The sequence below is a fragment of the Pseudoroseicyclus aestuarii genome, assembly GCF_003217255.1.
GTDB lineage: Bacteria > Pseudomonadota > Alphaproteobacteria > Rhodobacterales > Rhodobacteraceae > Pseudoroseicyclus > Pseudoroseicyclus aestuarii.
Map to the genome: position 1 here is coordinate 105,393 of NZ_QJTE01000004.1, position 21,896 is coordinate 127,288.

General features: G+C 71.0%; 17 protein-coding genes, 2 tRNA genes and 1 pseudogene. 13 read left to right on the plus strand and 7 right to left on the minus strand.

The genetic code is table 11. The annotated features are described in order from the left end of the window. Nucleotides 1-61: 61 nt before the first annotated feature. The 6 genes from recJ (at nucleotide 62) to DFP88_RS12435 (ending at nucleotide 8,263) form a co-directional block, all read left to right on the plus strand. Nucleotides 62-1,807 (plus strand): single-stranded-DNA-specific exonuclease RecJ, encoded by a 1,746-nt coding sequence (recJ, locus tag DFP88_RS12410; protein ID WP_110815013.1) that lies wholly within the window; start codon nucleotides 62-64, stop codon nucleotides 1,805-1,807. 88 nt (nucleotides 1,808-1,895) lie between these two features. Beyond that, nucleotides 1,896-1,970: transfer RNA gene (locus tag DFP88_RS12415), tRNA-Glu, on the plus strand. Nucleotides 1,971-2,335: 365 nt separating this feature from the next. After that, nucleotides 2,336-3,415, plus strand: a complete 1,080-nt coding sequence (locus tag DFP88_RS12420) for an efflux RND transporter periplasmic adaptor subunit (RefSeq protein ID WP_181418636.1) — start codon at nucleotides 2,336-2,338, stop codon at nucleotides 3,413-3,415. After that, nucleotides 3,412-4,524: an efflux RND transporter periplasmic adaptor subunit gene (locus DFP88_RS12425; protein WP_110815017.1), complete on the plus strand. Its 1,113-nt coding sequence runs from the start codon at nucleotides 3,412-3,414 to the stop codon at nucleotides 4,522-4,524. The genes DFP88_RS12420 and DFP88_RS12425 overlap by 4 nt, the downstream gene beginning before the upstream one ends. Then, the gene (locus DFP88_RS12430; protein ID WP_110815019.1) at nucleotides 4,521-7,574 is read left to right on the plus strand and encodes an efflux RND transporter permease subunit; all 3,054 of its coding nucleotides are present in this window, start codon (nucleotides 4,521-4,523) and stop codon (nucleotides 7,572-7,574) included. The genes DFP88_RS12425 and DFP88_RS12430 overlap by 4 nt, the downstream gene beginning before the upstream one ends. After that, nucleotides 7,571-8,263, plus strand: a complete 693-nt coding sequence (locus DFP88_RS12435; RefSeq protein ID WP_110815021.1) for a TetR/AcrR family transcriptional regulator — start codon at nucleotides 7,571-7,573, stop codon at nucleotides 8,261-8,263. Before DFP88_RS12430 ends, DFP88_RS12435 begins: the two co-directional genes overlap by 4 nt. Here the strand turns inward: DFP88_RS12435 and DFP88_RS12440 are convergent. After that, entirely contained in the window at nucleotides 8,260-8,793 is a 534-nt protein-coding gene (locus DFP88_RS12440) for a gluconokinase (protein ID WP_110815023.1), read from the minus strand. The two genes, DFP88_RS12435 and DFP88_RS12440, sit on opposite strands and share 4 nt — an antisense overlap. 134 nt (nucleotides 8,794-8,927) lie before the next feature. Here DFP88_RS12440 and gndA point away from each other — a divergent pair, with 134 nt between their 5' ends. Continuing rightward, complete coding sequence (gene gndA / locus DFP88_RS12445) at nucleotides 8,928-10,343, plus strand: NADP-dependent phosphogluconate dehydrogenase (RefSeq protein WP_110815025.1); 1,416 nt, start codon at nucleotides 8,928-8,930, stop codon at nucleotides 10,341-10,343. A 59-nt stretch (nucleotides 10,344-10,402) separates the two neighbouring features. Here the strand turns inward: gndA and DFP88_RS12450 are convergent, their stop codons facing one another. The 3 genes from DFP88_RS12450 to DFP88_RS12460 form a co-directional block, all read right to left on the minus strand. Then, a complete protein-coding gene (locus DFP88_RS12450; protein ID WP_245904809.1) occupies nucleotides 10,403-11,323 on the minus strand; it encodes a DMT family transporter in 921 nt (306 codons plus the stop codon). A gap of 43 nt (nucleotides 11,324-11,366) precedes the next feature. Then, a complete protein-coding gene (locus DFP88_RS12455) occupies nucleotides 11,367-11,966 on the minus strand; it encodes a LysE/ArgO family amino acid transporter (RefSeq protein ID WP_110815242.1) in 600 nt (199 codons plus the stop codon). A gap of 99 nt (nucleotides 11,967-12,065) precedes the next feature. Next, nucleotides 12,066-14,471, minus strand: coding sequence for an ATP-dependent helicase (locus tag DFP88_RS12460; RefSeq protein ID WP_110815027.1), 2,406 nt, complete (start codon nucleotides 14,469-14,471; stop codon nucleotides 12,066-12,068). A gap of 131 nt (nucleotides 14,472-14,602) precedes the next feature. Between DFP88_RS12460 and DFP88_RS12465 the strand changes: the two genes are divergently transcribed. The 3 genes from DFP88_RS12465 to DFP88_RS12475 are packed head-to-tail and all read left to right on the plus strand — an operon-like array spanning nucleotide 14,603 to nucleotide 17,553. Beyond that, nucleotides 14,603-16,411, plus strand: coding sequence for a sensor domain-containing diguanylate cyclase (locus DFP88_RS12465; RefSeq protein ID WP_110815028.1), 1,809 nt, complete (start codon nucleotides 14,603-14,605; stop codon nucleotides 16,409-16,411). A 54-nt stretch (nucleotides 16,412-16,465) separates the two neighbouring features. Beyond that, nucleotides 16,466-17,251 (plus strand): imidazole glycerol phosphate synthase subunit HisF, encoded by a 786-nt coding sequence (gene hisF / locus DFP88_RS12470; protein WP_110815029.1) that lies wholly within the window; start codon nucleotides 16,466-16,468, stop codon nucleotides 17,249-17,251. Beyond that, nucleotides 17,248-17,553, plus strand: coding sequence for a phosphoribosyl-ATP diphosphatase (locus DFP88_RS12475; protein WP_110815030.1), 306 nt, complete (start codon nucleotides 17,248-17,250; stop codon nucleotides 17,551-17,553). Before hisF ends, DFP88_RS12475 begins: the two co-directional genes overlap by 4 nt. 187 nt (nucleotides 17,554-17,740) lie before the next feature. On the opposite strand, the gene rlmB is transcribed toward DFP88_RS12475, so the two are convergent. After that, the gene (rlmB, locus tag DFP88_RS12480) at nucleotides 17,741-18,532 is read right to left on the minus strand and encodes a 23S rRNA (guanosine(2251)-2'-O)-methyltransferase RlmB (RefSeq protein ID WP_110815031.1); all 792 of its coding nucleotides are present in this window, start codon (nucleotides 18,530-18,532) and stop codon (nucleotides 17,741-17,743) included. Nucleotides 18,533-18,686: 154 nt separating this feature from the next. Here rlmB and DFP88_RS17060 point away from each other — a divergent pair. Next, nucleotides 18,687-18,770: transfer RNA gene (locus DFP88_RS17060), tRNA-Tyr, on the plus strand. Nucleotides 18,771-18,792: 22 nt separating this feature from the next. Here the strand turns inward: DFP88_RS17060 and DFP88_RS12485 are convergent. Next, nucleotides 18,793-19,908, minus strand: coding sequence for an AbrB family transcriptional regulator (locus DFP88_RS12485; protein ID WP_110815243.1), 1,116 nt, complete (start codon nucleotides 19,906-19,908; stop codon nucleotides 18,793-18,795). 176 nt (nucleotides 19,909-20,084) lie between these two features. Between DFP88_RS12485 and DFP88_RS17585 the strand changes: the two are divergent. Together DFP88_RS17585 and DFP88_RS12490 are read left to right on the plus strand one after the other, a co-directional pair. After that, nucleotides 20,085-20,471, plus strand: a pseudogene (locus DFP88_RS17585) (four-helix bundle copper-binding protein). Nucleotides 20,472-20,559: 88 nt separating this feature from the next. Beyond that, on the plus strand, nucleotides 20,560-21,099 hold the full coding sequence (locus DFP88_RS12490; protein WP_110815032.1) for a DUF421 domain-containing protein: 540 nt from the start codon (nucleotides 20,560-20,562) through the stop codon (nucleotides 21,097-21,099). Here DFP88_RS12490 and DFP88_RS12495 read toward each other — a convergent pair. After that, nucleotides 21,090-21,830, minus strand: coding sequence for an SIMPL domain-containing protein (locus tag DFP88_RS12495; protein ID WP_110815033.1), 741 nt, complete (start codon nucleotides 21,828-21,830; stop codon nucleotides 21,090-21,092). The genes DFP88_RS12490 and DFP88_RS12495 overlap by 10 nt on opposite strands. Nucleotides 21,831-21,896: the final 66 nt, after the last annotated feature.

Consider the following 21,896-nt stretch of genomic DNA (forward strand, 5'->3'; position numbering starts at 1 on the left):
GAAACATGAAGGGGGCAGCCCTGCCCTTGCGGCGGGGCGGGGGATACGGCACATCCCGCGGATGCCTGATTTTCTGAACGTCTCATGCTCCTTGACCGGGCGCCGCTGGGTGGGCCCGGGCGCCGAGGAGGACCGCCTCGCCGAGGCGCTGGCGCAGGCCGGCGGCTGGCCGCCCGCGCTGTGCCGAATCATGGTGGCGCGCGGCATCGAGGCCGAGGAGGCGCCGGGCTGGCTGGCCCCGACCCTGCGCGACCTGCTGCCCGATCCGCGGCAACTCAAGGACATGGGCGCGGCCTCGGCCCGGCTGGTCGCGGCCGTCGCGGCGCGAGAGCGGATCGCCGTCTTCGCCGATTACGACGTCGACGGCGGCGCCTCGGCTGCCCTCATCCTGTGCTGGCTGCGGGCGCAGGGGCGCGAGGCGACGCTCTATATCCCCGACCGGATCGACGAAGGCTACGGTCCGAACGAGCCGGCCATGGAGGCGCTGGCGCGGGATCACGACCTGATCCTCTGCGTCGATTGCGGCACGCTGAGCCACGGGCCGATCGCCGCCGCGCGGGGCGCCGATGTCGTCGTCCTCGACCACCACCTGGGCGGCGAGACGCTGCCCGAGGCGCTGGCCGTGGTGAACCCGAACCGCCAGGACGAGAGCGGCGATCTGGGGCATCTCTGCGCCGCGGCGGTCGTCTTCCTGATGCTGGTCGAGGCGAACCGGCAGATGCGGGAGGCCGGTAGCAAGGGGCCTGACCTGATGGGCATGCTCGATCTGGTGGCGCTGGCGACCGTGGCGGACGTGGCGCCGCTGACGGGCGTGAACCGGGCGCTGGTGCGGCAGGGGCTGACGGTCATGGGACGGCGCGAGAGGCCGGGCCTCGTGGCGCTGTCGGATGTGGCGCTGCTGGCGAGCGCGCCGAGTTCCTATCACCTGGGCTACGTTCTGGGGCCGCGGATCAATGCCGGCGGCCGGATCGGCGCGCCGGACCTTGGCGCGCGGCTGCTGGCGACGCAGGACCCGCACGAGGCCGCCGCGCTGGCCGAGCGGCTGCATGCGCTGAACGCCGAGCGGCGCGAGATCGAGGCCGCCGTGCGCGCCAGCGCGCAGGAGCAGGCCGAGGCGCGCGGCACCGAGGGGCCGCTGGCCTGGGCCGCTGGGGAGGGGTGGCATCCGGGCGTCGTCGGCATCGTCGCCGCCCGCTTGAAGGAGGCAACCAATCGCCCCGCCGTGGTGATCGGCCTCGAGGGCGGCATCGGCAAGGGCTCTGCCCGGTCGATCCCGGGCGTCGATATCGGCGCCGCGATCCAGCGGGTCGCCGCCGAGGGGCTGCTGCTGAAGGGCGGCGGACACCGCATGGCCGCGGGCCTGACCGTCGAGGAGGCCAAGCTCGAGCCCGCGATGGCGCGGCTGGGAGAGCTTCTGGCGCGGCAGGGCGCCGGGCTGGCCGGGCCGTCGGACCTGAAGCTGACCGGCGCGCTGATGCCGGGGGCGGCCACCACCGACCTCGTCGAGGCGCTGGAGGCGGCCGGACCCTTCGGCGCCGCCGCCCCTGCCCCGCGCTTCGCCTTTCCGGACATGCGCGTGCTGCGCGCCGCCCGCGTCGGCACCGGGCACCTGAAGGCCAGCTTCGGCGACGGGCTGGGCGCGCGGATCGAGGCGATCGCCTTCGACGGCATGGAGGGCCCGCTGGCCCGGCTTCAGGATCACGGCGGCGCACGCTTCCACATCGCCGGGCGGCTGGAGATCAACCTCTGGCAGGGGCGCCGCAGCGTGCAGCTTCGCCTCGAGGATGCGGCCCCTGCCGAGGGATGATGCCTGACGCTACGGCGGGCCAAACAGGGGAAAATTTCCGCTTGTGCTGCCAGTGCGGCTCTTCTAAACACCGCTTCACCGACAGGCTGGCCCGTTCGTCTATCGGTTAGGACGCCAGGTTTTCAACCTGGAAAGAGGGGTTCGATTCCCCTACGGGCTGCCACTTTTCCTCGATAGACAGACCTCGCCGAAGCCACGGCTCGGTGCCTCAGGGCCGCGGATCGAACCCGCTCGGGCCGCCAGACGCCTGCGGGCGGGGCGAGGTGTATCGGGCCTTTCACTCATGACGCAGCGCCCGTCCATGCGGGACATAGCGCGCGTGCCGGCAAGGGCCGAGCGGCGGGTCGCTCGACGACAGTGTCCTTGCCCCCCCTTTCCGCAGAACCCGAAGGCGCGGCGCAGCAGGATTGCTTGCCTGTTGCAGCCCGTTGATATCTTGCCATCAGCCGCCGCAGCGCCTAATTGACACTTCTGTCATTTTCGGCGTCCATGGTGGGACGGACCCGCCGCATCGAAGGAGCCCCACGCATGGTCCCTGCCCCGCGCCGCCCCCGCGGCATCGCGCCGATCCTGTGCCTTCTGGCGGGTCTCGCCGGGCCACTGGCGGCGCAGGAGGCCTTCGCCGTTCGCATCGTCACCGCCCAGCGCCAGCCGGTCGCGACCATGGTGACCATCGTCGGCACGGTCGAGGCCGCCAATGCCTATCCGCTGGCCTTCCGCAGCGGCGGCCAGGTGACGCAGGTCGAGGTCGAGACCGGCGATCATGTGCCGGCGGGCGGCGTGATCGCCCGCGTCGATCCCGCCAGCGCCGAGGCGCAGGCCGCGGCGTCCCGCGCCGCGCTCGGCGCCGCGGAGGCGCGGCTGCGTCAGGCGGAGCAGGAGCGCGATCGCGCGCAGGGTCTGCTGGACCGGGGTACCGGCACGCAATCGGATCTCGACAATGCGCTCGAGGCCTTCGTCTCGGCCCGCTCGGCCCGGGACGGGGCGCAGGCGCAGCTCGAGATCGCCGAGCAGGCGGTGGAGGACACGGTGCTGCGGGCGCCCGAGGCGGTCACCGTGCTCGAGCGCAGCGTCGATCCCGGAGAGGTCGTGGGCGCCGGCGCGCAGGTCGCGCAGGTCGCCAGCGAGGGCCGCCTCGAGGCGGTATTCCAGGCGCCGGACGTGGCCGGGTTGGCCGAGATGCGCGGCACCGAGGCCGAGCTGACCCCCGAGGGGCGCGAGAGCTTCACCGCCGCGGTGACCGAGGTCTCGCCCGTCGTCGATGCCTCTGGGACGGTGGCGGTGCGGGCCGCGATCCCCGAGGACGTCGATCCCGCGCCCACCATCGGCACGCTGATCACCGGGCGGGTCCCGCTGCCCTCCGAGCAGCTGGTGACCGTGCCCTGGAGCGCACTGACCGCCGATGCGGACGGCCCGGCGGTCTGGACCGTCGATCCCGAGACGATGCGCGTCCAGCTGACGCAGGTGACGCTCGGCCGGTTCACCGATGCGGATATCGGCGTGACCGAGGGGCTGGCAGACGGCACGCAAGTGGTGGCCGAAGGTGGGCAGTTCCTGTTCCCCGGCCGCGAAGTGACGCCCCTAGCCTCGCAGGAGGACCAGGAATGAGACGCACGGCCCCGTTCATCGCCCTGTTGCTGGCCGCCCTGCCGCTGGCCGCCGCCGCGCAGGAGGCCGCCGAGGATCCCCATGGCAGCGTCGAGGGCGACACGCTGACCGCCGCGGCCCCCCGCCCCGTGGTGACCGAGATCATCACGCAGGACGCCGCCCGGCAGCGCCGCTATCCCGGCGTCGTCGAGGGGCAGAACGAATCGATGCTGGCATTCCGCACGACCGGCCGCCTCGCCACGCTGGAGGTCGAGGAGGGAGAGCGGATCGAGGAGGGGCAGGAATTGGCCAGCCTCGATCAGGTCACGCTCGAGCAGGATGTCTCGGCCGCCGAGGCCTCGCTTCGGGCGGCGCAGGCGCAGGCCGATCTGGCGCAGCAGCAGTTCGGGCGCACGCAGCAGCTTTCGGAGCGCGGGGTAAGCACGCAGCAGGCGCTGGAGCAGGCCGAGGCAGGCCGCGATTCCAGTGCCGCGCAGCTGCGCAGCGCGCAGGCCGACCTCGACCGGGCGCGGGATGCCGCCCGCTTCGGCACGCTCACCGCGCCGCGCGCCGCCATCGTCCTCTCGGTCGAGGCAGAGGTCGGCACGCTCGTCTCGCCCGGCATGCCGATCCTCGACATCGCCGACAGCGACGGGCGCGAGGCGGCGATCGACGTGCCGACCGAGATCGCCGACCTGCTGGAGCCGGGCATGACCTTCACCGTCTCGCATCACGCCAAGGACGTGGCCCCCGTAGAGGCGCACCTGCGCCTGATCGAGCCCGTGGCGCAGAGCGGCATCGAGACGCGGCGGCTGCGGCTGCGGCTGATCGATCCGCCCGCCGACTACCGCGTCGGCAGCCTGGTGACCGCGAGCTATGCCTCGGGCGGCGGTGCGCTGATCGTGCTGCCCGCCAGCGCAATCGCCGGGACCGAGGATGCGCCCTTCGTCTGGCGCGTGACAGAAACCGGGGGGGCGCGCCATGTCGAGGCCGTCCCCGTCACCATCGGCCGGCGCCTCGCGCAGGCCGTGACCATCAGCGCCGGCCTCGAGCCCGGCGACGAGATCGTGCTGCGCGGTGTGCACAGCCTTGAAGACGGCCAGGAAGTCGGGGAGCGCGTGCAGCAATGAAGGGCTTCAACCTCTCGGACTGGGCCCTCGGGCACCGGTCCTTCATGTGGTTCCTGATGATCGTGGCGATGATCGCCGGCAGCCTCAGCTACCTCTCGCTGGGCCGGGAGGAGGACCCCTCCTTCACGATCCGCACCATGGTCGTCTCGGCCGCCATGCCCGGCGCCACGGCGGAGGAGACGGTGGTGCAGGTCACCGACCGGATCGAGCGCAAGCTGCAGGAGCTGGACGGCCTCGACATGACCCGCTCGGTCACCTACCCCGGCCAGGCCGTGGTCTATGTCGATCTGACCACTGATGTGGGCAGCGCCGAGATCGAGCAGACATGGCTGCGCGTGCGCGAGATGATGGCCGATATCCGCGGCGAGTTTCCGCAGGAGTTCGCCGGCTTCGCCTTCAACGACGACTACGGCGACGTCTTCGGCAATATCTTCGCCTTCACCGCCGACGGCTATCCGCCCGAGGCGCTCGAGGACTACGTCGAGGACGTGCGCGACGAGATCCAGCGGCTGGACATGGCCGGCAAGGTCGAGCTGATGGGCACCCGCGACCAGGTCGTCTACGTCGAATTCTCGGCCCGGCGGCTCGCCGCCATCGGCCTCGATGCGCAATCGGTGCTGAACGTGCTGGCGGCGCAGAACCAGATCGTCCCCTCGGGCACCATCCGCACCGGCGAGGAGCAGGTGCTGATCCGCGTCAGCGGCCAGTTCGACAGCGCCGAGGCCCTGGCCGAGGCCCCGCTGCGCTCGAACGGGACCTTCTTCACGCTCTCTGACGTGGCCGATGTGACCGCCACCTATGCCGATCCGCCCGATGCGCTGGTGCGCTACAACGGCGCCCCGGCCGTGGCGCTGACCATCGGCATGCGCGAGGGCGGCAATATCCTCGAGTTCGGCGAGGAGATCGATGCGGTGATGGACCGCGTCATCACCGAGCTGCCCGTCGGGATCGAGGTGCACCGCTCTGCCGACCAACCCGAGGTGGTGGATCACTCCATCGGGCATTTCGTCCGCGCGCTGGTCGAGGCGGTGGCCATCGTGCTCGCCGTCAGCTTCGTCAGCCTCGGCATGCGCGCGGGCTTCGTCGTCAGCCTGACCATCCCGTTGGTGCTGGCGATCACCTTCGTGATCCTCGAGGTGATGGGCATCACGCTGCAGCGCATCTCGCTCGGGGCACTGATCATCTCGCTGGGGCTGCTGGTCGATGATGCGATGATCGCCATCGAGACGATGATCTCGCGGCTGGAGATCGGCGAGTCGCTGACCAAGGCCGCCTCCTACGCCTGGACCTCGATCGCCTTCCCGATGCTGACCGGCACGCTGGTGACCGTCGCCGGCTTCATCCCGATCGGGCTGAACGCCAGCCAGGCGGGCGAATATACCATCACCCTCTTCTACGTGATCGCCATCTCGCTGGTGCTCAGCTGGATCGTCGCGGTGCTCTTCGCGCCGGTGCTGGGCGCGACCTTCCTGTCGAAGTCCATGGCCAACCACGATCCCGCCCCCGGCCGGATGCGCCGCGGCTTTCACCGCCTGCTGCGCCTTGCGATGCGGTTCAAGTGGATCACCATCGCCGTCACCGTCGCCCTCTTCGCGGTGTCGATCCTGGGCATGGGCCGGGTCGAGCAGCAGTTCTTCCCGACCTCTGACCGCTCCGAGGTGATCGTCGACGTCACCCTGCCGCAGAACGCCAGCTTCAACGCCACCGACGAGGAGATCGCCCGCTTCGACGCCTTCCTCGCCGAGCAGGAGGAGGTCGACTTCTGGTCCTCCTACATCGGCAGCGCGGCGCCGCGCTTCATCCTGACGCTGGACGCGCCCACCGCCGGGCCGAACGTCGCCCAGGTCATCGTGATGACCCGCGACCTCCCCGCCCGCGACGCGCTGGTCGACAAGATCGCCGCCTATGGCCGGGATCGCCCGGGGGTCGAATACCTGCCCAAGACCGTCGCCCTCGGCCCGCCGGTCGGCAAGCCGGTGCAATACCGTCTGACCGGGCCGGACTATGCCGTGCTGCGCGACGAGGGGCGCGAGCTTGCCGCCGTCATGGCGCAGGACCCGCGGCTCGACCTGATCGCGCTGGACTGGAACGAGCCCAGCCGCGTCGTGCGGGTCGAGCTGGACCAGGCCCGGATGCGGCAGCTCGGGCTGGCGCAGACCGATGTCGCCAACGTGCTCTCCAGCCTCTTCGAGGGCAGCACCGTCACCCAGCTGCGCGAGGGCGACCGGCTGATCGACGTCTCGGTCCGCGGCGCGGACGAGGATCGCACCACCCTTCGTGCGCTGCAGAACCTACAGTTCGCCAGCTCGCAGGGCGCGACGATCCCATTGTCGTCCATCGCGACGCTGGACTACACGACCGAGCAGCCGGTGATCCGGCAGCGTGACCGGACGCCGACGATCACCGTCTCGGCCGCGATCGCCACCGCCGATCAGCCCGCGACCGTGGTCGCCGCGCTGACCCCCGCCATCGACGCCTTCGCGGCAGAGCTGCCGGACGGCTACCGGATCGAGATCGGCGGCAGCGTCGAGACCAGCGGCGAGAGCCAGGAACCCATCGTGGCCATCGTGCCGATCATGATCTTCATCATGCTGACGCTGGTGATGATGCAGATGCAAAGCTTCCGCCTGCTCTTCATCGTCATGGCGGTGGCGCCGCTGGGGCTGATCGGCGTGGTGGCGGCGCTTCTGGGCTCGGGCGCGCCGCTGGGCTTCGTCGCGATCCTCGGGGTGCTGGCGCTCGTCGGCATCCTGATCCGGAACTCGATCATCCTGATCCACGAGATCGAGAACCTGCGAAAGGCCGGTCGCAGCCGCTGGGAGGCGGTCTTCGAAGGGACGGACAGCCGCGCCCGACCGATCCTGCTGACGGCGGCGGCGGCCTCGCTCGCGCTGATCCCGATCTCGCGCCAGGTCTTCTGGGGGCCGATGGCCTATGCGATGATGGGCGGCATCATCGCCGGCACGCTGATCACCCTGCTCTTCGCCCCGGCGCTCTACTGCGCGGTCTTCCGGGTGCGCCCGCCCTCGCCCGACGAGACGCGGGCATGACGGACTGCCCCTGCGCCGCGCCGCCCAAGGACGGCAGCCGCCGCGCCCGCACCCAGGCGCGGCTGATCGAGGCGGCGATCCTCGTGCTGGCCGAGCAGGGGCCGGACCGCACGGTCATCGACGACGTGATCACCCGGGCCGAGGTCTCGCGCGGGACCTTCTACAACTACTTCCGCTCCATCGAGGAGGTGCTCGCCGCCGTGCAGCAGGCCTTGGGGGCAGAGATCCTCTCCCTCGTGAAGGCCAATATGCAGGAGGTGCGTGATCCGGCGGTGCGGGTCGCCACGGCCGTGACCCTCTTTACCGAGGCGGCGCTGCACTATCCCCTGTTTCTCGAGTTCACGGCCCGCATCGGCCACCGCACCCGCGGCCCCGGCAGCGTGCTGCACGACGCGGTGCAGATGCTGCTTCAGGACGGCTTCGCCACGGGCCGCTTCATCCCGATGCCCGCGCAGATGATGGTCGATGTCGTCGGCGGCAGCACCATCGCGCTTCTGCAGCGGATGCAGGACGGCGACCGCAGCGAGCGGCGGCACTTCATCGCCGCCCTCCTGCGGTTGCTGGGGCTGCCCGCCGAAGAGGCCTGGCAGCTGGCCGAGCAGCCGGTCCCCGAGATTGACCTGCCGGAAGAAAGCCTGATCTGCCGCAGCGAGCTGGTGCGCACGGCGGGCGCAGGCGCGGCGCCCTAGGCCCGCGTGGCGCTCAGCCCGCGCACGGCAGAGGCCAGATCCCTGGTCACGACATCGAGCGGCGGCGCGATGCTGACGATGGCGGCATCGGCCTCGTCCTCGGGCCGCTCCAGCGTGTCGAGCTGGCTTTGCAGCAGGCTCGTCGGCATGAAGTGCCCGTGCCGCCCCGCCAGCCGCGCAGCAAGCAGATCGGCCGGCCCGTCCAGCAGCAGGAACTGCAGCTCGCAGCCCGCCTCTTCGCGGATGCGGTCGCGGTAGGCGCGCTTCAGCGCCGAACAGGCCACGACGACAGGCGGCGGGCTCTCCCGCAGCACCTCGGCCACCAGCGCGAGCCAGGGCCAGCGGTCGGCATCGGTCAGCGCCTCGCCGCGGCTCATCTTGGCGACATTCGCCTCGGGGTGCAGGTCGTCTCCGTCGACGAACCGCCCGCCCAGTGCCTCGGCCAAGCCGCTGCCGGCGGCGGATTTGCCGCTGCCAGAGACACCCATGATCACGATCCGCGCGCCTGCAGCGCCCTCCTGAGCCGTCATCGACCACTCCCCCCTTGCCACATCGGAACCCGGCCTCATCCTTTCGTGCCATGCAAGGGGGGGCAACCCCCGAGGTTGCCGCAGCCGCGCCGGGCGCGTATGCGGCTGTAGACGAATGAATACGGAGACGGGACATGACCGACGCCCCCGCACGGATCGGCCTGATCGGCCTTGGCACCATGGGCGGTGCGCTAACCCTCAACATCGCGGAGGAAGGTTTCCCGATCGCGGTCTGGAACATCGACGAGGCCGTCACCCGCGCCTTCCCCGAGCGCGCCGGTGAGCTTGCCGACAAGATCGTGCCCTGCATGACCCACGAGGAGCTGGTCGCCGCGATCCAGCCGCCGCGCGCGATCATCCTGCTGATCCCCGCCGGCGAGGCCGTCGACCAGCAGATCGCCGCGCTGACCCCGCTGCTCGACGATGGCGACATGATCATCGACATGGGCAACGCCAACTTCCACGACACCAACCGCCGCGCGCGCGAGGCCGGCGGCGTCAACTTCCTCGGCATGGGGATCTCGGGCGGCGAAGAAGGCGCCCGCCACGGCCCCGCCATCATGGCCGGCGGCCGCCCTGAGGACTGGGCCCGCGTGGAAGAGGTGATGACCGCCGTCGCCGCCAAGCACGAAGGCGAGCCCTGCGCCGCCCTCGTCGGCCCCGAGGGTGCCGGCCACTTCGTGAAGGCCGTCCACAACGGCATCGAATATGCCGACATGCAGATGATCGCCGAGGTGTACGGCCTGATGCGCGACGGCATGGGCATGGGCGCCGGCGAGATCGCCGAGGTCTTCGAGGGCTGGGTCGAAAGCCCGCTGCGCTCTTACCTGATCGAGATCTCGGCCGAGGTGGCCCGCGCCACCGACCCCGAGACCGGCAAGCCCGCGCTCGACGTGATCCTCGATGCCGCCGGCCAGAAAGGCACCGGCCGCTGGACCGCGATCGAGGCGCAGCACCTCGGCGCCCCCGTCCCCGCGATCGAGGCCGCCGTGCAGGCGCGCAACCTCTCGGCCAAGGTCGCGGACCGCGCCGCGGGCGAGGCGCTGTTCGGCCCCGGCCCCCGGCCCCTGCCCGAGGGCGCGCTCGACCTGCCAACGCTGCAGGCCGCGCTGATCGCCGGCAAGGTGCTGTGCTACGATCAGGGCTTCGGCATGATCTCGGCCGCCGGGCGCGACTACGGCTGGGACCTGCCGCTGCCCGAGATCGCCAAGATCTGGCGCGAGGGCTGCATCATCCGCTCCGCCATGCTCGACGACATGGCCGAGGCGCTGGCCGAGGATCCGGACCGCAACCTGATGATGGCGCCCTACTTCTCGAAGTTCCTGGTGGACGGCGAGCATGCGCTGCGCACCCTCGTGGCGCAGGCGGCGATGGCCGGTATCCCGGTGCCGGCACTGGCCTCTGGCCTCGCCTACTTCGACGCGATGCGCACCGCCCGCGGCACCGCCAACATGATCCAGGCCCAGCGCGACTACTTCGGCGCCCATGGCTTCGACCGGCTGGACGGCAAGGACATCCACCACGGCCCCTGGGCCGGCCACGGGCTGTAACGTCCAGCCCCATCAATGACCCCAGGGCCGCGCCTGCATGGCGCGGCCCTTTTCATGTCCTAGCCCTTGGTGGCCTGCACCGGCGGCGTGACCACCCGCTTCGCCCGCGCCTCGCGCCAGGTGATGAAGCTGATCGCGGCGATGATCATGCCCCCGCCCAGCAGCACGAAGGGATCGACCGCCTCGCCGAAGAGGACGGCCCCCAGCGCCACGGCCCAGACGAGGTTCAGGAAGGTCACCGGCTGCGTCACCGTCAGCGGCGCCACGGCGAAGGCGCGCGTCATCGCGTAATGCCCGCCCGTGGCGAAGAAGGCGGCCAGGGCCATCCAGCCCAGTTCCACCCCGCTCGGCGGCACCCAGACCGAGATGGCGAAGGGCGCGAGGCAGATCGACACGGTCACCGTCAGCAGCGCCACCACCACGGCGGGCGCGATCTCGGCCGTCAGGCTCTTGGCGATCAGGTAGCCCGAGGCGAGGCCCAGCGCGGTGCCCAGCATCGCGAAGTGCCCCGGCTCGATCTCCCGCAGCCCCGGTCGCAGCACCACCAGCGCCCCCAGCAGCGCCACCCCCACGGCCGCCAGGCGCCGGGGCGGCAGCGCCTCGCGCAGCAGGAACGCCGCGCCGACCGTCACCCCGATGGGGTTGAGGTAGTTGATCGCCATGACGTCCCCCAGAGGGATCCGCGCCATCGCATAGAACCAAAGAAGCACCGCCACGCTGTGCACTGCCCCGCGCCAGGCGATCAGCCGCCAGAGCCGCGGCGTGATCCGCGCCCGGCGCAGCGCGCCGAAGGCCGGCGCGACAAATATCAAGCCGAAGGCAAAGCGCAGGAAGCCTGTCTGCGCCGTCGGCAGCGCGGTGCCGACGTGCTTTACCACGGCGTTCATGCCGACGAACATCAGGCCCGACAGCACCATCCAGAGGATCCCGGCGACGGGGCTGCGGGGTACGGCGGATGGGGAAGCTGCGGCTCGGCTCATGCGCGGGGTAGAGCGCGCCGCGGGGCCGGGCGCAAGGGCCCCGCTACTCCAGCACCAGCCGCAGCGCGATGGCCCACATCACCACCCCGATCACCGCGTCCAGAACCCGCCAGGCCAAGGGACGCGCGAAAAGCGGCGGCAGCAGCGCCGCGCCGTAGCCCAGCGAGAAGAAGAACACGAAGCTTGCCGTGACCGCGCCGGCGCCGAAGGCCAGCCGCGCCCCCTCCCAGCGGGCGGCGACGCTGCCCAGCAGAACCACGGTATCGAGGTAGACATGCGGGTTCAGCCAGGTCAGCGCCAGGCAGGTGCCCAGCGCCGCGCCCAGCCCCTGCTCCGCCGCGCCCGCCACCTCCAGCGCCGCGCCGCCGCGCCAGGCCGCGCGAAAGCTGCGCGCCCCGTAGACCAGCAGGAAGGCCGCCCCGCCCCAGCGCATCGCCGCGGCCAGCCAGGGCAGCGCCTCGACCAGCGCGCCCATGCCGCCGACGCCGCCGGCGATCAGGACCGCGTCCGAGAGCGCGCAGCACAGGCAGACGGCGAAGACATGCGCCCCGCGCAGCCCCTGCCGCAGCACGAAGGCATTCTGCGCCCCGATCGCCAGGATCAGGCTCAGCCCCAGCGCAAAGCCGGCGGAGGCCGCGCTCAGCACCCGCGCCCCTCTTCATGTTTCCGAAAAATACTCCGGGGGGAGGCGGCCGCAGGCCGGCGGGGGGCTGCCCCCCCTGCCCCGGCCACCGCCCGCGCCTCAGAAGGGCACATCGTCCGCCGCATCCGCCGCCACGACGAAGCGGGCGACGATATGCTTGGTGCCAGCCTTCTCGAAATCGACCTTCAGCTTGTCGCCCTCGATCCCGGACACCAGGCCATAGCCGAACTTCTTGTGGAACACCCGGTCCCCTTCGGTAAAGCTCGAGACAGCGGTGGCATCGATGGTCAGACCGCGCGCCTCGACCGGCTGCGCCAGCCCGCGCGCGCCCTGCGAGCGGCTCTGCAGCCGCTTCCAGCCGGGGGAGTTGTAGACATCCGCCCGTCCCGCCCGGTCGTGCAGGTCCGATGTCGCCGCCCCCGCGATGGCGGGCGAGGCGCTGGCCGCCATGCCCGCCGCGCCATAGGCGCCGCCGTACAGCCCCGGCGGCGTCAGCACCTCCACGTGATCCTCGGGCAGCTCGTCGATGAAGCGCGAGGGCAGCTGGCTCTGCCATTGCCCGTAGACCCGGCGGTTCGCGGCGAAGGAGACCGTGGCCAGCCGCTCGGCCCGGGTGATGCCGACATAGGCCAGCCGCCGCTCCTCCTCGAGGCCCTTGAGCCCGCTCTCGTCCATCGCGCGTTGCGAGGGAAAAAGCCCGTCCTCCCAGCCCGGCAGGAAGACGACCGGAAACTCCAGCCCCTTGGCCGCATGCAGCGTCATGATCGAGACCTTGGCCTCGGCATCCGAGGATTCATTGTCCATGATCAGCGCGACATGCTCGAGAAAGCCCTGAAGGTTCTCGAAGTTCTCCAGCGCCTTGACCAGCTCCTTGAGGTTCTCGAGCCGGCCCGGCGCCTCGGGCGTCTTGTCGTTCTGCCACATCGCGGTGTAGCCGCTCTCGTCGAGGATCATCTCGGCCAGCTCGACATGGGTATCGGCCTCGGAGCGGACCTGCCCGTGCCAGCGGTCCAGCGCATCGACGAGGATGCCCAGCTCCTTGAGGCCCTTGCCGGACAGAAGCTTTGTCTGCACCGCCAGCCGCGCGCCCTCCACCAGGCTGACGCCATTGGCGCGGGCCGTGCGCTGGATCGTCTGCACCGCCTTGTCGCCAAGGCCGCGCTTGGGCGTGTTCACCACCCGCTCGAAGGCGAGATCGTCGTCCAGGCTGACTGCCAGCCGGAAATAGGCCATGGCATCGCGGATCTCGAGCCGCTCGTAGAAGCGCGGGCCGCCGATCACGCGGTAGGGCAGGCCGATGGTCAGGAAGCGGTCCTCGAAGGCGCGCATCTGGTGCGATGCACGCACGAGGATCGCCATGTCGTCGAGGCTGACCGGATCGAGGCCGCGGGTGCCGCGCTGCAGCGCCTCGACCTCCTCGCCGATCCAGCGCGCCTCCTCGTCGCCGTCCCAATGGCCGATCAGGCGCAGCTTCTCGCCCTCTTCCGCCTCGGTCCAGAGCGTCTTGCCCAGCCGCCCCTTGTTGGCGTCGATCAACCCCGAGGCGGCGGCAAGGATATGCGGGGTGGAGCGGTAGTTCTGCTCCAGCCGGATGACCTTGGCGCCCTCGAAGTCCTGCTCGAAGCGCAGGATGTTGCCCACCTCGGCGCCGCGCCAGCCGTAGATCGACTGGTCGTCGTCGCCGACGCAGCAGATGTTCTTGTGCCCGCCCGCCAGCAGCCGCAGCCAGAGGTACTGCGCGACGTTGGTATCCTGGTACTCGTCGACCATGATGTAGCGGAACCAGCGGCGGTACTGCGCCAGAACGTCCTCGTTCTGGGTGAAGATCGTCAGCATGTGCAGCAGCAGGTCGCCGAAATCGGCGGCGTTCAACTCGCGCAGGCGGGCCTGGTAGGCGGCGTAGAGGCGCACGCCGCGGCCGTCGAAGGCCTGTGCATCGGCGGTGGGGATCGCATCCGGCGTCAGGGCGCGGTTCTTCCAGCCGTCGATGATGCCGGCCAGCATCCGCGCCGGCCAGCGCTTGTCGTCCATGTCCTCAACGGCGACCAGCTGCTTGAGCAGGCGGATCTGGTCGTCGGTGTCGAGGATGGTGAAATTGGTCTTCAGCCCGACCAGCTCGGCGTGGCGGCGCAGCAGCTTGACGCAGATGGCGTGAAAGGTGCCGAGCCATGGCATCCCCTCGACCGCCTCGCCCATCAGGGCGCCAAGGCGGTTGCGCATCTCGCGCGCGGCCTTGTTGGTGAAGGTGACGGCCAGGATCTCGTTCGGGCGGGCCCGGCCGGTCGTCATCAGATGGGCGATGCGGGTGGTCAGCGCCTTGGTCTTGCCGGTGCCGGCGCCGGCCAGCATCAGCACCGGGCCGTCCAGCGTCTCGACCGCCTCGCGCTGCGCCGGGTTCAGCGTGTCGAGGTAGGGTGCATGCGCCTTGGGGTCCGCGCCCATGGCACGGCGCGACAGCGGCACGGCGGCCGCGCCGAAGGCGTCGCTTTCATCATAGCTGCTCATGCGCGCAATCCTAACCTCTCCGCCGCGGGAGGAAAAGCCGTGTTCCAGCAATGTTCGCAATTCTTCGCAGGGCCGTTAACCTGCCCTCAGCCCCGATCCGTCATAACGCCCCCGAAGCGGGGAGAGCGGCGATGACTCAGGTGAACGAGGCCGGGCGAAAGCCCTGGCTGCGGCGCAGGGACCGGCGCGCAAGGCGCGGCCTGCCGCTGCTTCTGCTGACCGCGCTGCTGCTGGTGGGCGGCGGCATCGCGGCGACGGTGGCCCTGCCGACCCCGCTGGCGATGCGGATCATCGGCAGCAAGACCGTGCACGACGCCCATGTCTGGCGCGCGGAGGTCATCGAGCTGCTGGACGGCGGCGCAGCGACCTTCGAGGCGGGCCGCCTCTCTGCGCGCGAGCACGAGCGCCTGTCGCAGATCACCGCCCTGTCCGACATCTACCGCTACAAGCTGTTCACCAACCAGGGCACCATCTTCTGGTCGACCCGGCCCTCGGACATCGGCCGCAGTACGGTCGAGGATTACTTCCGGACCGTGGTGATGCAGGGCGGCGATTATTTCGGCACCGGCACAGCCTATGCCGGCGCCTCGGAAGCGGCGGCCGGTCACGGCGGGCTGCGCCAGATCGCCGAGATCTACGTGCCCGTCTTCGAGGGCGGCGTGGTTGTCGGCGCGATCGAGTTCTACAGCGACATCACCGAGCTGCGGCAGCTGATCATCGGCCAGATTCGCCTCGGACTCGGCGTGCTGACGGCCAGCGGCATGGCGATGCTGATCGCCCTCGCGGCCCTGATGCAGAAATCCAGCCGGGCCGAGGTCGCCCTGCTGCGCCAGCGCGCCGCAGACGAGCGGGCGCTGCGCGACACGCAGGTCACCCTCTCGCGCGAGGTCAGCCTGATGGCCGAACTCAGCAGCTGGCTGCAATCCTGCCGCTCGCTCGACGAGCTCTACGGCATGATCGCCCGCGTGATGCCGCTGCTGCTGCCGGGCACGCGGGGCAGCCTGTATGTCTATTCCAACAGCCGCGACGTGCTGGACGGCGTGGCCAGCTGGAACGGCAGCCAGCACCACGAGCATATCCGCCCCGACGATTGCTGGGCCCTGCGCCGCGGCCACCCCTATGTCTACGGCGCCAACGAGATCAGCTTTCGCTGCGATCACGACGGCGGCGGCGACAGCCGCGAGGCAGACGAGGACAGCCCGGCCTTCTGCCTGCCCGTCCTCGCCCATGGCGAGACGCTGGGCCTGCTGCATGCCCATCCTTTGGCCGAGGCGACCGAGGCGCAGTTCCGCGAGACGCGCCAGAAGGCCCAGCTCTGCGCCGAGCATCTGAGCATGGCGCTGGCCAATGTGCGCATGCGCGACGCGCTGCACGACAGGGCGATCCGCGATCCGCTGACCGGCCTCTACAACCGCCGCCACCTGGGCGAGGTGCTGCGCAGCCAGACCGAGCGTGCGCGCCGCACCGGCACCGCCCTCTCGCTGCTCTCGCTCGACGTCGATCATTTCAAGCGCTTCAACGACACCCACGGGCACGATGCCGGCGACATCGTCCTGCGCCATGTCGGCGCGGCCATGGAGGCGGCCACCGATGGCGACGAGGCGGCCTGCCGTCCCGGCGGCGAGGAGTTCGTCATGGTCCTGCCCGGCGCCAGCCTCGAAGAGGCCGCCGCCCGCGCCGAGACGCTGCGGCAGGAGATCGGCGGGCTGGCGGTGCGCTATGCCGACCGCACGCTGCCGCGGATCAGCGTCTCGATCGGCGTCGCCGCCCTGCCCGAGCATGGCACCACCCCGAGCGAGCTGCTTCGGGCGGCGGATGTCGCGCTTTATGCCGCGAAACGCGCGGGGCGCGACCGGGTCGTCTGCGCGGGCGACGATGAGGTCGGCGCGGAGGAGCCGCAGGCCGGCCCCGCCCTCGCCGCCCTGCCCGCCGCAGAGTAGCGCGCCCGCAGCTTCCGTCTGGCACAGCGCCGCGACAGCGGGTAAAGCGGCGCCATGCTGAAGACCCGGATCATCCCCTGCCTCGACGTCGCGGACGGCCGCGTCGTCAAGGGCGTCAACTTCACCCAGCTCGTCGATGCCGGCGACCCGGTCGAGGCGGCGCGCGCCTATGACGCCGCCGGCGCGGACGAGCTGTGCTTCCTCGACATCAACGCCAGCCACGAGAATCGCGGCACGCTGATCGACCTCGTCACCCGCACCGCCGAGACCTGCTTCATGCCGCTCACGGTGGGGGGCGGTGTGCGCAGCGTGGCGGACGTGCGCGCGCTGCTGCTGGCCGGCGCCGACAAGGTCAGCATCAATTCCGCCGCCGTGGCCAACCCGGACGTGGTGACCGAGGCGGCGATGCGCTTCGGCGCGCAATGCATCGTGGTCGCCATCGACGCCCGCTCCGTCGCGCCGGGCCGGTGGGAGATCTTCACCCATGGCGGGCGGCGCGAGACCGGCATCGACGCGGTCGAGTTCGCCCGCACCATGGCCGCCAAGGGCGCCGGAGAGCTCTTGCTGACCTCGATGGACCGCGACGGGACGAAAAGCGGCTTCGACCTGCTGCTGACCCGCGCCATCTCGGACGCGGTCGAGGTGCCGGTCATCGCCTCGGGCGGGGTCGGCACGCTGGATCACCTGGTCGAAGGCGCGGCTCTTGGCGGCGCCTCGGCGGTATTGGCAGCGTCGATCTTCCACTTCGGCACCTATTCGATCCCGCAGGCCAAGGCGCATATGGCCGCCTACGGCATCCCGATGCGCGATGCGGCAGGGGTCGCGGGGACCGCGGCATGAGCCTGCATGACCTTGCCCGCGCCGTCGAGGCGCGCCGCAGCGCCGACCCTGACGGCAGCTGGACCGCGCGCCTGCTCGCCAAGGGCCCCGAGAAATGCGCCGAGAAATTCGGCGAAGAGGCCATCGAAGCCGTGATCGAGGCGGTGAAGGGCGACCGGGCGCGGCTGACCTCTGAGGCGGCGGATGTGCTTTATCACCTTCTCGTGATGTGTGCCGCCCGGGATGTCACTCTCGCCGATATCGAGGCCGAGCTGGCGCGCCGCGCCGGCACCTCCGGCATCGAGGAGAAGGCCGCGCGCTGACCCCGCGCGGCGCCCCCTACACACAAAAAAAGCCCGGACACGAAGGCCCGGGCGTGAAAGGTGTGGAACGAGGGACAGTTGATGAAGCAGACATGTTCCAGACGACTGCTTCCACGGAACCAGATGGGGACGATCCGGTTCCGTCTTAGACCCTCTCAGCAAAGCGTGAACGCCGCGTAAACGGCGCCTAACCCCGGGCGGCGTAAAGTGCGACCGCCGCCGCGTTCGACACGTTCAGCGAACCGAAGCCCCCCGCCGCATCGATCCGCACCAGCGCATCGCAGGAGGCGCGGGTGCCTTCGCGCAGGCCAGGCCCCTCGGCGCCCAGGACCAGCGCGATCGGCCTGTCCCGCCGCCCCTCGACCGCGGCTTCGATGCCCTCCTCGGCCTCGCCGGCAAGGCCCAGCACCAGCCAGCCGGCCTCTTGCAGGGTCTTGATCGCGGCATTGAGGTTCTTGACCCGCAGGTAGGGCTGCCGCTCCAGCGCGCCGCTGGCGGTCTTGGCCAGGGCGCCGGTCTCGGGCGCGGCATGGCGCTGCACACCGATCACCGCGCGGGCGCCGAAGACCTCGGCCGAGCGCAGGATGGCGCCGACGTTATGCGGATCGGTCACCCGGTCCAGCAGCACGAGGCGCGGCGGCCCGCTGCGCGCGCCGTCGTCCCCCTGTCCCGCGGCGACCTCCTCGAGGCTGCCCCAGTCCAGCGGCCGCACCTCGAGCGCGGCGCCCTGGTGCACCGATCCAGGATCGAGCGGCACCGGGAACTTGCGCGCATCGGCGGTCTCGGCCGTCATGCCGCTGGCGGCAATGGCCTCGGCCAGCCGGTCGGCGGCGTTCAGCGTGACGACCAGCCGCAGCCGCGTGCGGCGCGGGTTCAGCAGCGCGTCGCGCACCGCGTGGATACCAAAGAGCCAGAGCGTCTCGGCCGCAGCCGCGCGCTTTGCCTGTTCCTTGGCGATGACCCAATCCGGTTTCTTCATGCCCCCTCCCTGCGCTGCGGCGGCGCCGCGTTCAAGCCCCCTCGTCCTGCCTGCCGCCACGCCAAGCCAGCGGCCCGCGGATTGAGAGTTGACCTCTGCCCGACCCCCGCGTATCACCCCCGTCGCGCCGCAGGGGATTGCCCCTGCACAGCGCGGGCGACGAGCTGCAAGGTGCGGCAGCGGACTGTAACTCCGCCGGGGAGACCCACGCCTGGTTCGATTCCAGGGTCGCCCACCATCCCCCCCCTTTTTCGACCGACCTAGCTGCCGAAGCGCCGCGCCACCATGCGCGCCAGCGTCGGCCCGGTGATCAGGATCAGCAGGAACCGCGCCATCTGCATCGCCATGACGAAGGCGACATCGACATCCGTGGCGCTGGCGATGATCGCCACGGTATCGGCCCCGCCCGGACTGGTCGCGAGATAGGCGCTGAGCGGGTCGATCCCGGCAAAGACCACCAGCGCCCCGGCCATCAGCCCGCAAAGCGCGACGAGGCAGGCGATGGCTGCGAGGATGCGCGGCAGCGCCCGCAGCGCATGGCCGGTCACCGCCCGGTCAAAGCGCAGGCCGACGCCGATGCCGACGCAGGCATAGGCCAGCGCCAGAAGCGGCTGCGGCAGCACGATCTCGATCACCCCCGTCCCTTCCAGCACCGCGCCGCCGATCAGCGGCAGCAGCAGCGCGGCGCCGGGGATCGGCAGCCACCGGCCCAGCAGGACGGAGCCCAGCGCCAGCGCCAGCGTCGCGGCAAGCCCCGGCCAGTCCGGCACCGCCAGCCAATCCACTGCCTCCGCGCCCTGCCCCGCCCCGCCGGTCGCCAGATGCGCGACCAGCGCCGCCAGCAGCGCGACGATCAGCACGCGGGTATATTGCATGAAGGCGACGAGGCGCATGTCGGCGCCGAAATCGCCGCACATCAGCACCATGGCGCTGGCCGCGCCGGGGGCAGAGCCCCAGATCGCCGTCGATCCCGGCAACACCTCCAGCCGCGCGAGCACCCAGCCCGAGGCGAAGCCCGCCGCGATGACCGAGGTCACGCCGAGCGCGAAGATCGGCCAGTCGCGCCCCACCTCCTGCAGCACCGACAGCGAGAGCGATTGCGCGATCATGCAGCCGACCAGCGCCTGGCACAGCGAGAAGAGCGGCCGGGGAATTGCCAGCTTCGCGCCGCCGAGGCCGAAGCCGATGGCGACCAGCATCGGCCCCAACAGCAGCGCCGCAGGAAGGCCCGCCCGCTCGAGCCCGCCCGCCGCGAGGGCGGCAAGGGCGATCAGCCCGGCCCAGCGCAGCCCCCTTTGGGCAGGGCCCGGGGCCGCGGGCCGGGGATGGGGACTGTCGGCGGGAATGGCGAACCTCGGGGCGGAGCGACCGCGCATCATCGCGGCCCGGTCGATGGGGTCCGGGCTATGCCTGCCCCGCGATGCGGTCAAGCGATGACGCTTTGGTCATTACCGCACAGATAGCGGAACGGGCAGGCTTTTTCGCGGTTGACCGGATGGGACGGCCGCTGACCCGGTGGCGACGGAAGGACCACGAGATGCTGATTCAGGAAATGCTGCTCGCCCATCCGCGAGAGGGCAGTCCCGCCGCCGAAGCCCTGCTGACACTCGTCGAGGCGGCGCATGATTGCTCTCAGGCCTGCACCGCCTGCGCCGATGCCTGCACCGCCGAAGAGGCCGTCGCCGATCTGCGCGGTTGCATCTGACGGGCGCTCGACTGTTCGGACCTGTTCTGCGCGCTGTCGAAACTGGCGAGCCGTCACACCGGCGACAACCGCGAGGTGCTGATGGCCGCGATCGGCGCGGCGCAGCAGGCCGCGATTTCCTGCCAGGCCGACTGCGAGCGCCATGCCGCCGTCTACGCCCATTGCCGCCTCTGCGCCGAGACCTGCCGCAGGGCCGAGGCAAGCTGCGACGCCGCGCTCGAGGCCCTGCGCTAGATCAGCACCGGGACGGTCTGCGCGCGGCGATGAAGTATAACGGCGCGCCTGCCGACGATAGGCCGTGTCCCATTAAATGGAGAGCAGAATGATCCCGGAGATGCTGTTTCAGGGCTGGCAGGGCGTTCTGCGCACCGTGCTCGTGGGGACGCTGGCCTACGTCGCGCTGATCGTGCTGCTGCGCGCCTCGGGCAAGCGGACGCTGGCCAAGCTCAATGCCTTCGATCTGGTGGTGACGGTGGCGCTCGGCTCGACCCTCGCCACGATCCTGCTGTCCGAGGACGTCGCCCTCGCCGAGGGCCTGACAGCCTTCGCAACGCTCATCGCGCTGCAATACGGCGTGGCCTTTGCCTCGGTCAGGTCGCACCGCTTCGCCGGGCTCGTGCGGTCGGAGCCGACGCTGATGATGCGCGGCGGCACGCCCTGCCACGCTGCCATGCGCCGCGCCCGCGTCACAGAGGCAGAGCTGATGACCGTGATACGGTCCAGCACCACGCCCGACCCGCAGCGGGTCGCGGCGGTGGTGCTGGAAAGCGACGGATCCTTCAGCGTGATCGCGCAGCCGCAGGGTGGCGGCGCGGCGAATTTCGCTCGCGCCGGCCTGCGGGATGCGGCGCATCAGTCCTGATCGCCCACCTCCGTCTCGTCCTCGTCGCCCTCGTCGATTTCCCAGACGATCTCGACCAACTGCGATACGGTCAGGTCGCCCGGCGCGACCGGTAGCGCCGCCTCGGCGACCATCATCGCATCGCCGCGCTGCATCGGCCGCGGCCTGCCCGATCCGGTTTCCGAGATCTGGAGGATATCCCCCAGCGACACGCCCGCCGCATCGGCCAGCACCTCGGCCCGCTCCCGCGCGTCGGCAACCGCATCGCGGCGGGCCTCCTCGCGCAGGACCGAGTCGTCCTCGATGCCGAAGTCGACGCCCTGCAGCCGGTTGGCGCCATCGGTGATCGCGGCGTTCAGCACCTCGCCGAGGCTGTCGAGGTCGGTGACGCGGACGGTCAGCATGGTGCCGGCGAGGAAGGGCCGCTCGTCCGAGGGCTCTTCGCCGTACTGCTGGTCTAGCGTGAGCTGGCCGGTCTGGATTGCCGCCCGCGGAATGCCGCTTTCGACCAGCCGGTCGATGACGCGGGCGGCGGCCTCGCTCATCATGTCGCTGGCCTCGCGCGGCGTCGCGGCCTCGGCCTCGACGCCGAGGGTGACGGTGGCGCGGTCCGGCTTCGCGGTGGCCTCGCCCTCGCCCATGACGATGATCTGGTGCGGCGCGCGGTCCTGCGCGGCGGCGGGCCCGGCAAGGCCGAAGGCGGCGGCGGAGAGGGCGGCGGCAAGGCCGACAGGGCGAAGCGGGTGGGTCATTGGCGGGTCTCCCATTACGTGACTTGCGCAAGAAGTGACCCTCGGCGCGCCGCCAGACAAGGGCGG

Coding starts and splice junctions, on each gene's coding strand:
- gndA (WP_110815025.1), top strand. CDS start 8,928: ATGACCGACGCCCCCGCACGGATCGGCCTGATCGGCCTTGGCACCATG.
- DFP88_RS12475 (WP_110815030.1), top strand. CDS start 17,248: ATGAGCCTGCATGACCTTGCCCGCGCCGTCGAGGCGCGCCGCAGCGCC.
- DFP88_RS12495 (WP_110815033.1), bottom strand. CDS start 21,830: ATGACCCACCCGCTTCGCCCTGTCGGCCTTGCCGCCGCCCTCTCCGCC.
- DFP88_RS12430 (WP_110815019.1), top strand. CDS start 4,521: ATGAAGGGCTTCAACCTCTCGGACTGGGCCCTCGGGCACCGGTCCTTC.
- hisF (WP_110815029.1), top strand. CDS start 16,466: ATGCTGAAGACCCGGATCATCCCCTGCCTCGACGTCGCGGACGGCCGC.
- DFP88_RS12450 (WP_245904809.1), bottom strand. CDS start 11,323: ATGAGCCGAGCCGCAGCTTCCCCATCCGCCGTACCCCGCAGCCCCGTC.
- rlmB (WP_110815031.1), bottom strand. CDS start 18,532: ATGAAGAAACCGGATTGGGTCATCGCCAAGGAACAGGCAAAGCGCGCG.
- DFP88_RS12460 (WP_110815027.1), bottom strand. CDS start 14,471: ATGAGCAGCTATGATGAAAGCGACGCCTTCGGCGCGGCCGCCGTGCCG.
- DFP88_RS12440 (WP_110815023.1), bottom strand. CDS start 8,793: ATGACGGCTCAGGAGGGCGCTGCAGGCGCGCGGATCGTGATCATGGGT.
- DFP88_RS12485 (WP_110815243.1), bottom strand. CDS start 19,908: ATGCGCGGTCGCTCCGCCCCGAGGTTCGCCATTCCCGCCGACAGTCCC.
- recJ (WP_110815013.1), top strand. CDS start 62: ATGCCTGATTTTCTGAACGTCTCATGCTCCTTGACCGGGCGCCGCTGG.
- DFP88_RS12435 (WP_110815021.1), top strand. CDS start 7,571: ATGACGGACTGCCCCTGCGCCGCGCCGCCCAAGGACGGCAGCCGCCGC.
- DFP88_RS12465 (WP_110815028.1), top strand. CDS start 14,603: ATGACTCAGGTGAACGAGGCCGGGCGAAAGCCCTGGCTGCGGCGCAGG.
- DFP88_RS12490 (WP_110815032.1), top strand. CDS start 20,560: ATGATCCCGGAGATGCTGTTTCAGGGCTGGCAGGGCGTTCTGCGCACC.
- DFP88_RS12420 (WP_181418636.1), top strand. CDS start 2,336: ATGGTCCCTGCCCCGCGCCGCCCCCGCGGCATCGCGCCGATCCTGTGC.
- DFP88_RS12425 (WP_110815017.1), top strand. CDS start 3,412: ATGAGACGCACGGCCCCGTTCATCGCCCTGTTGCTGGCCGCCCTGCCG.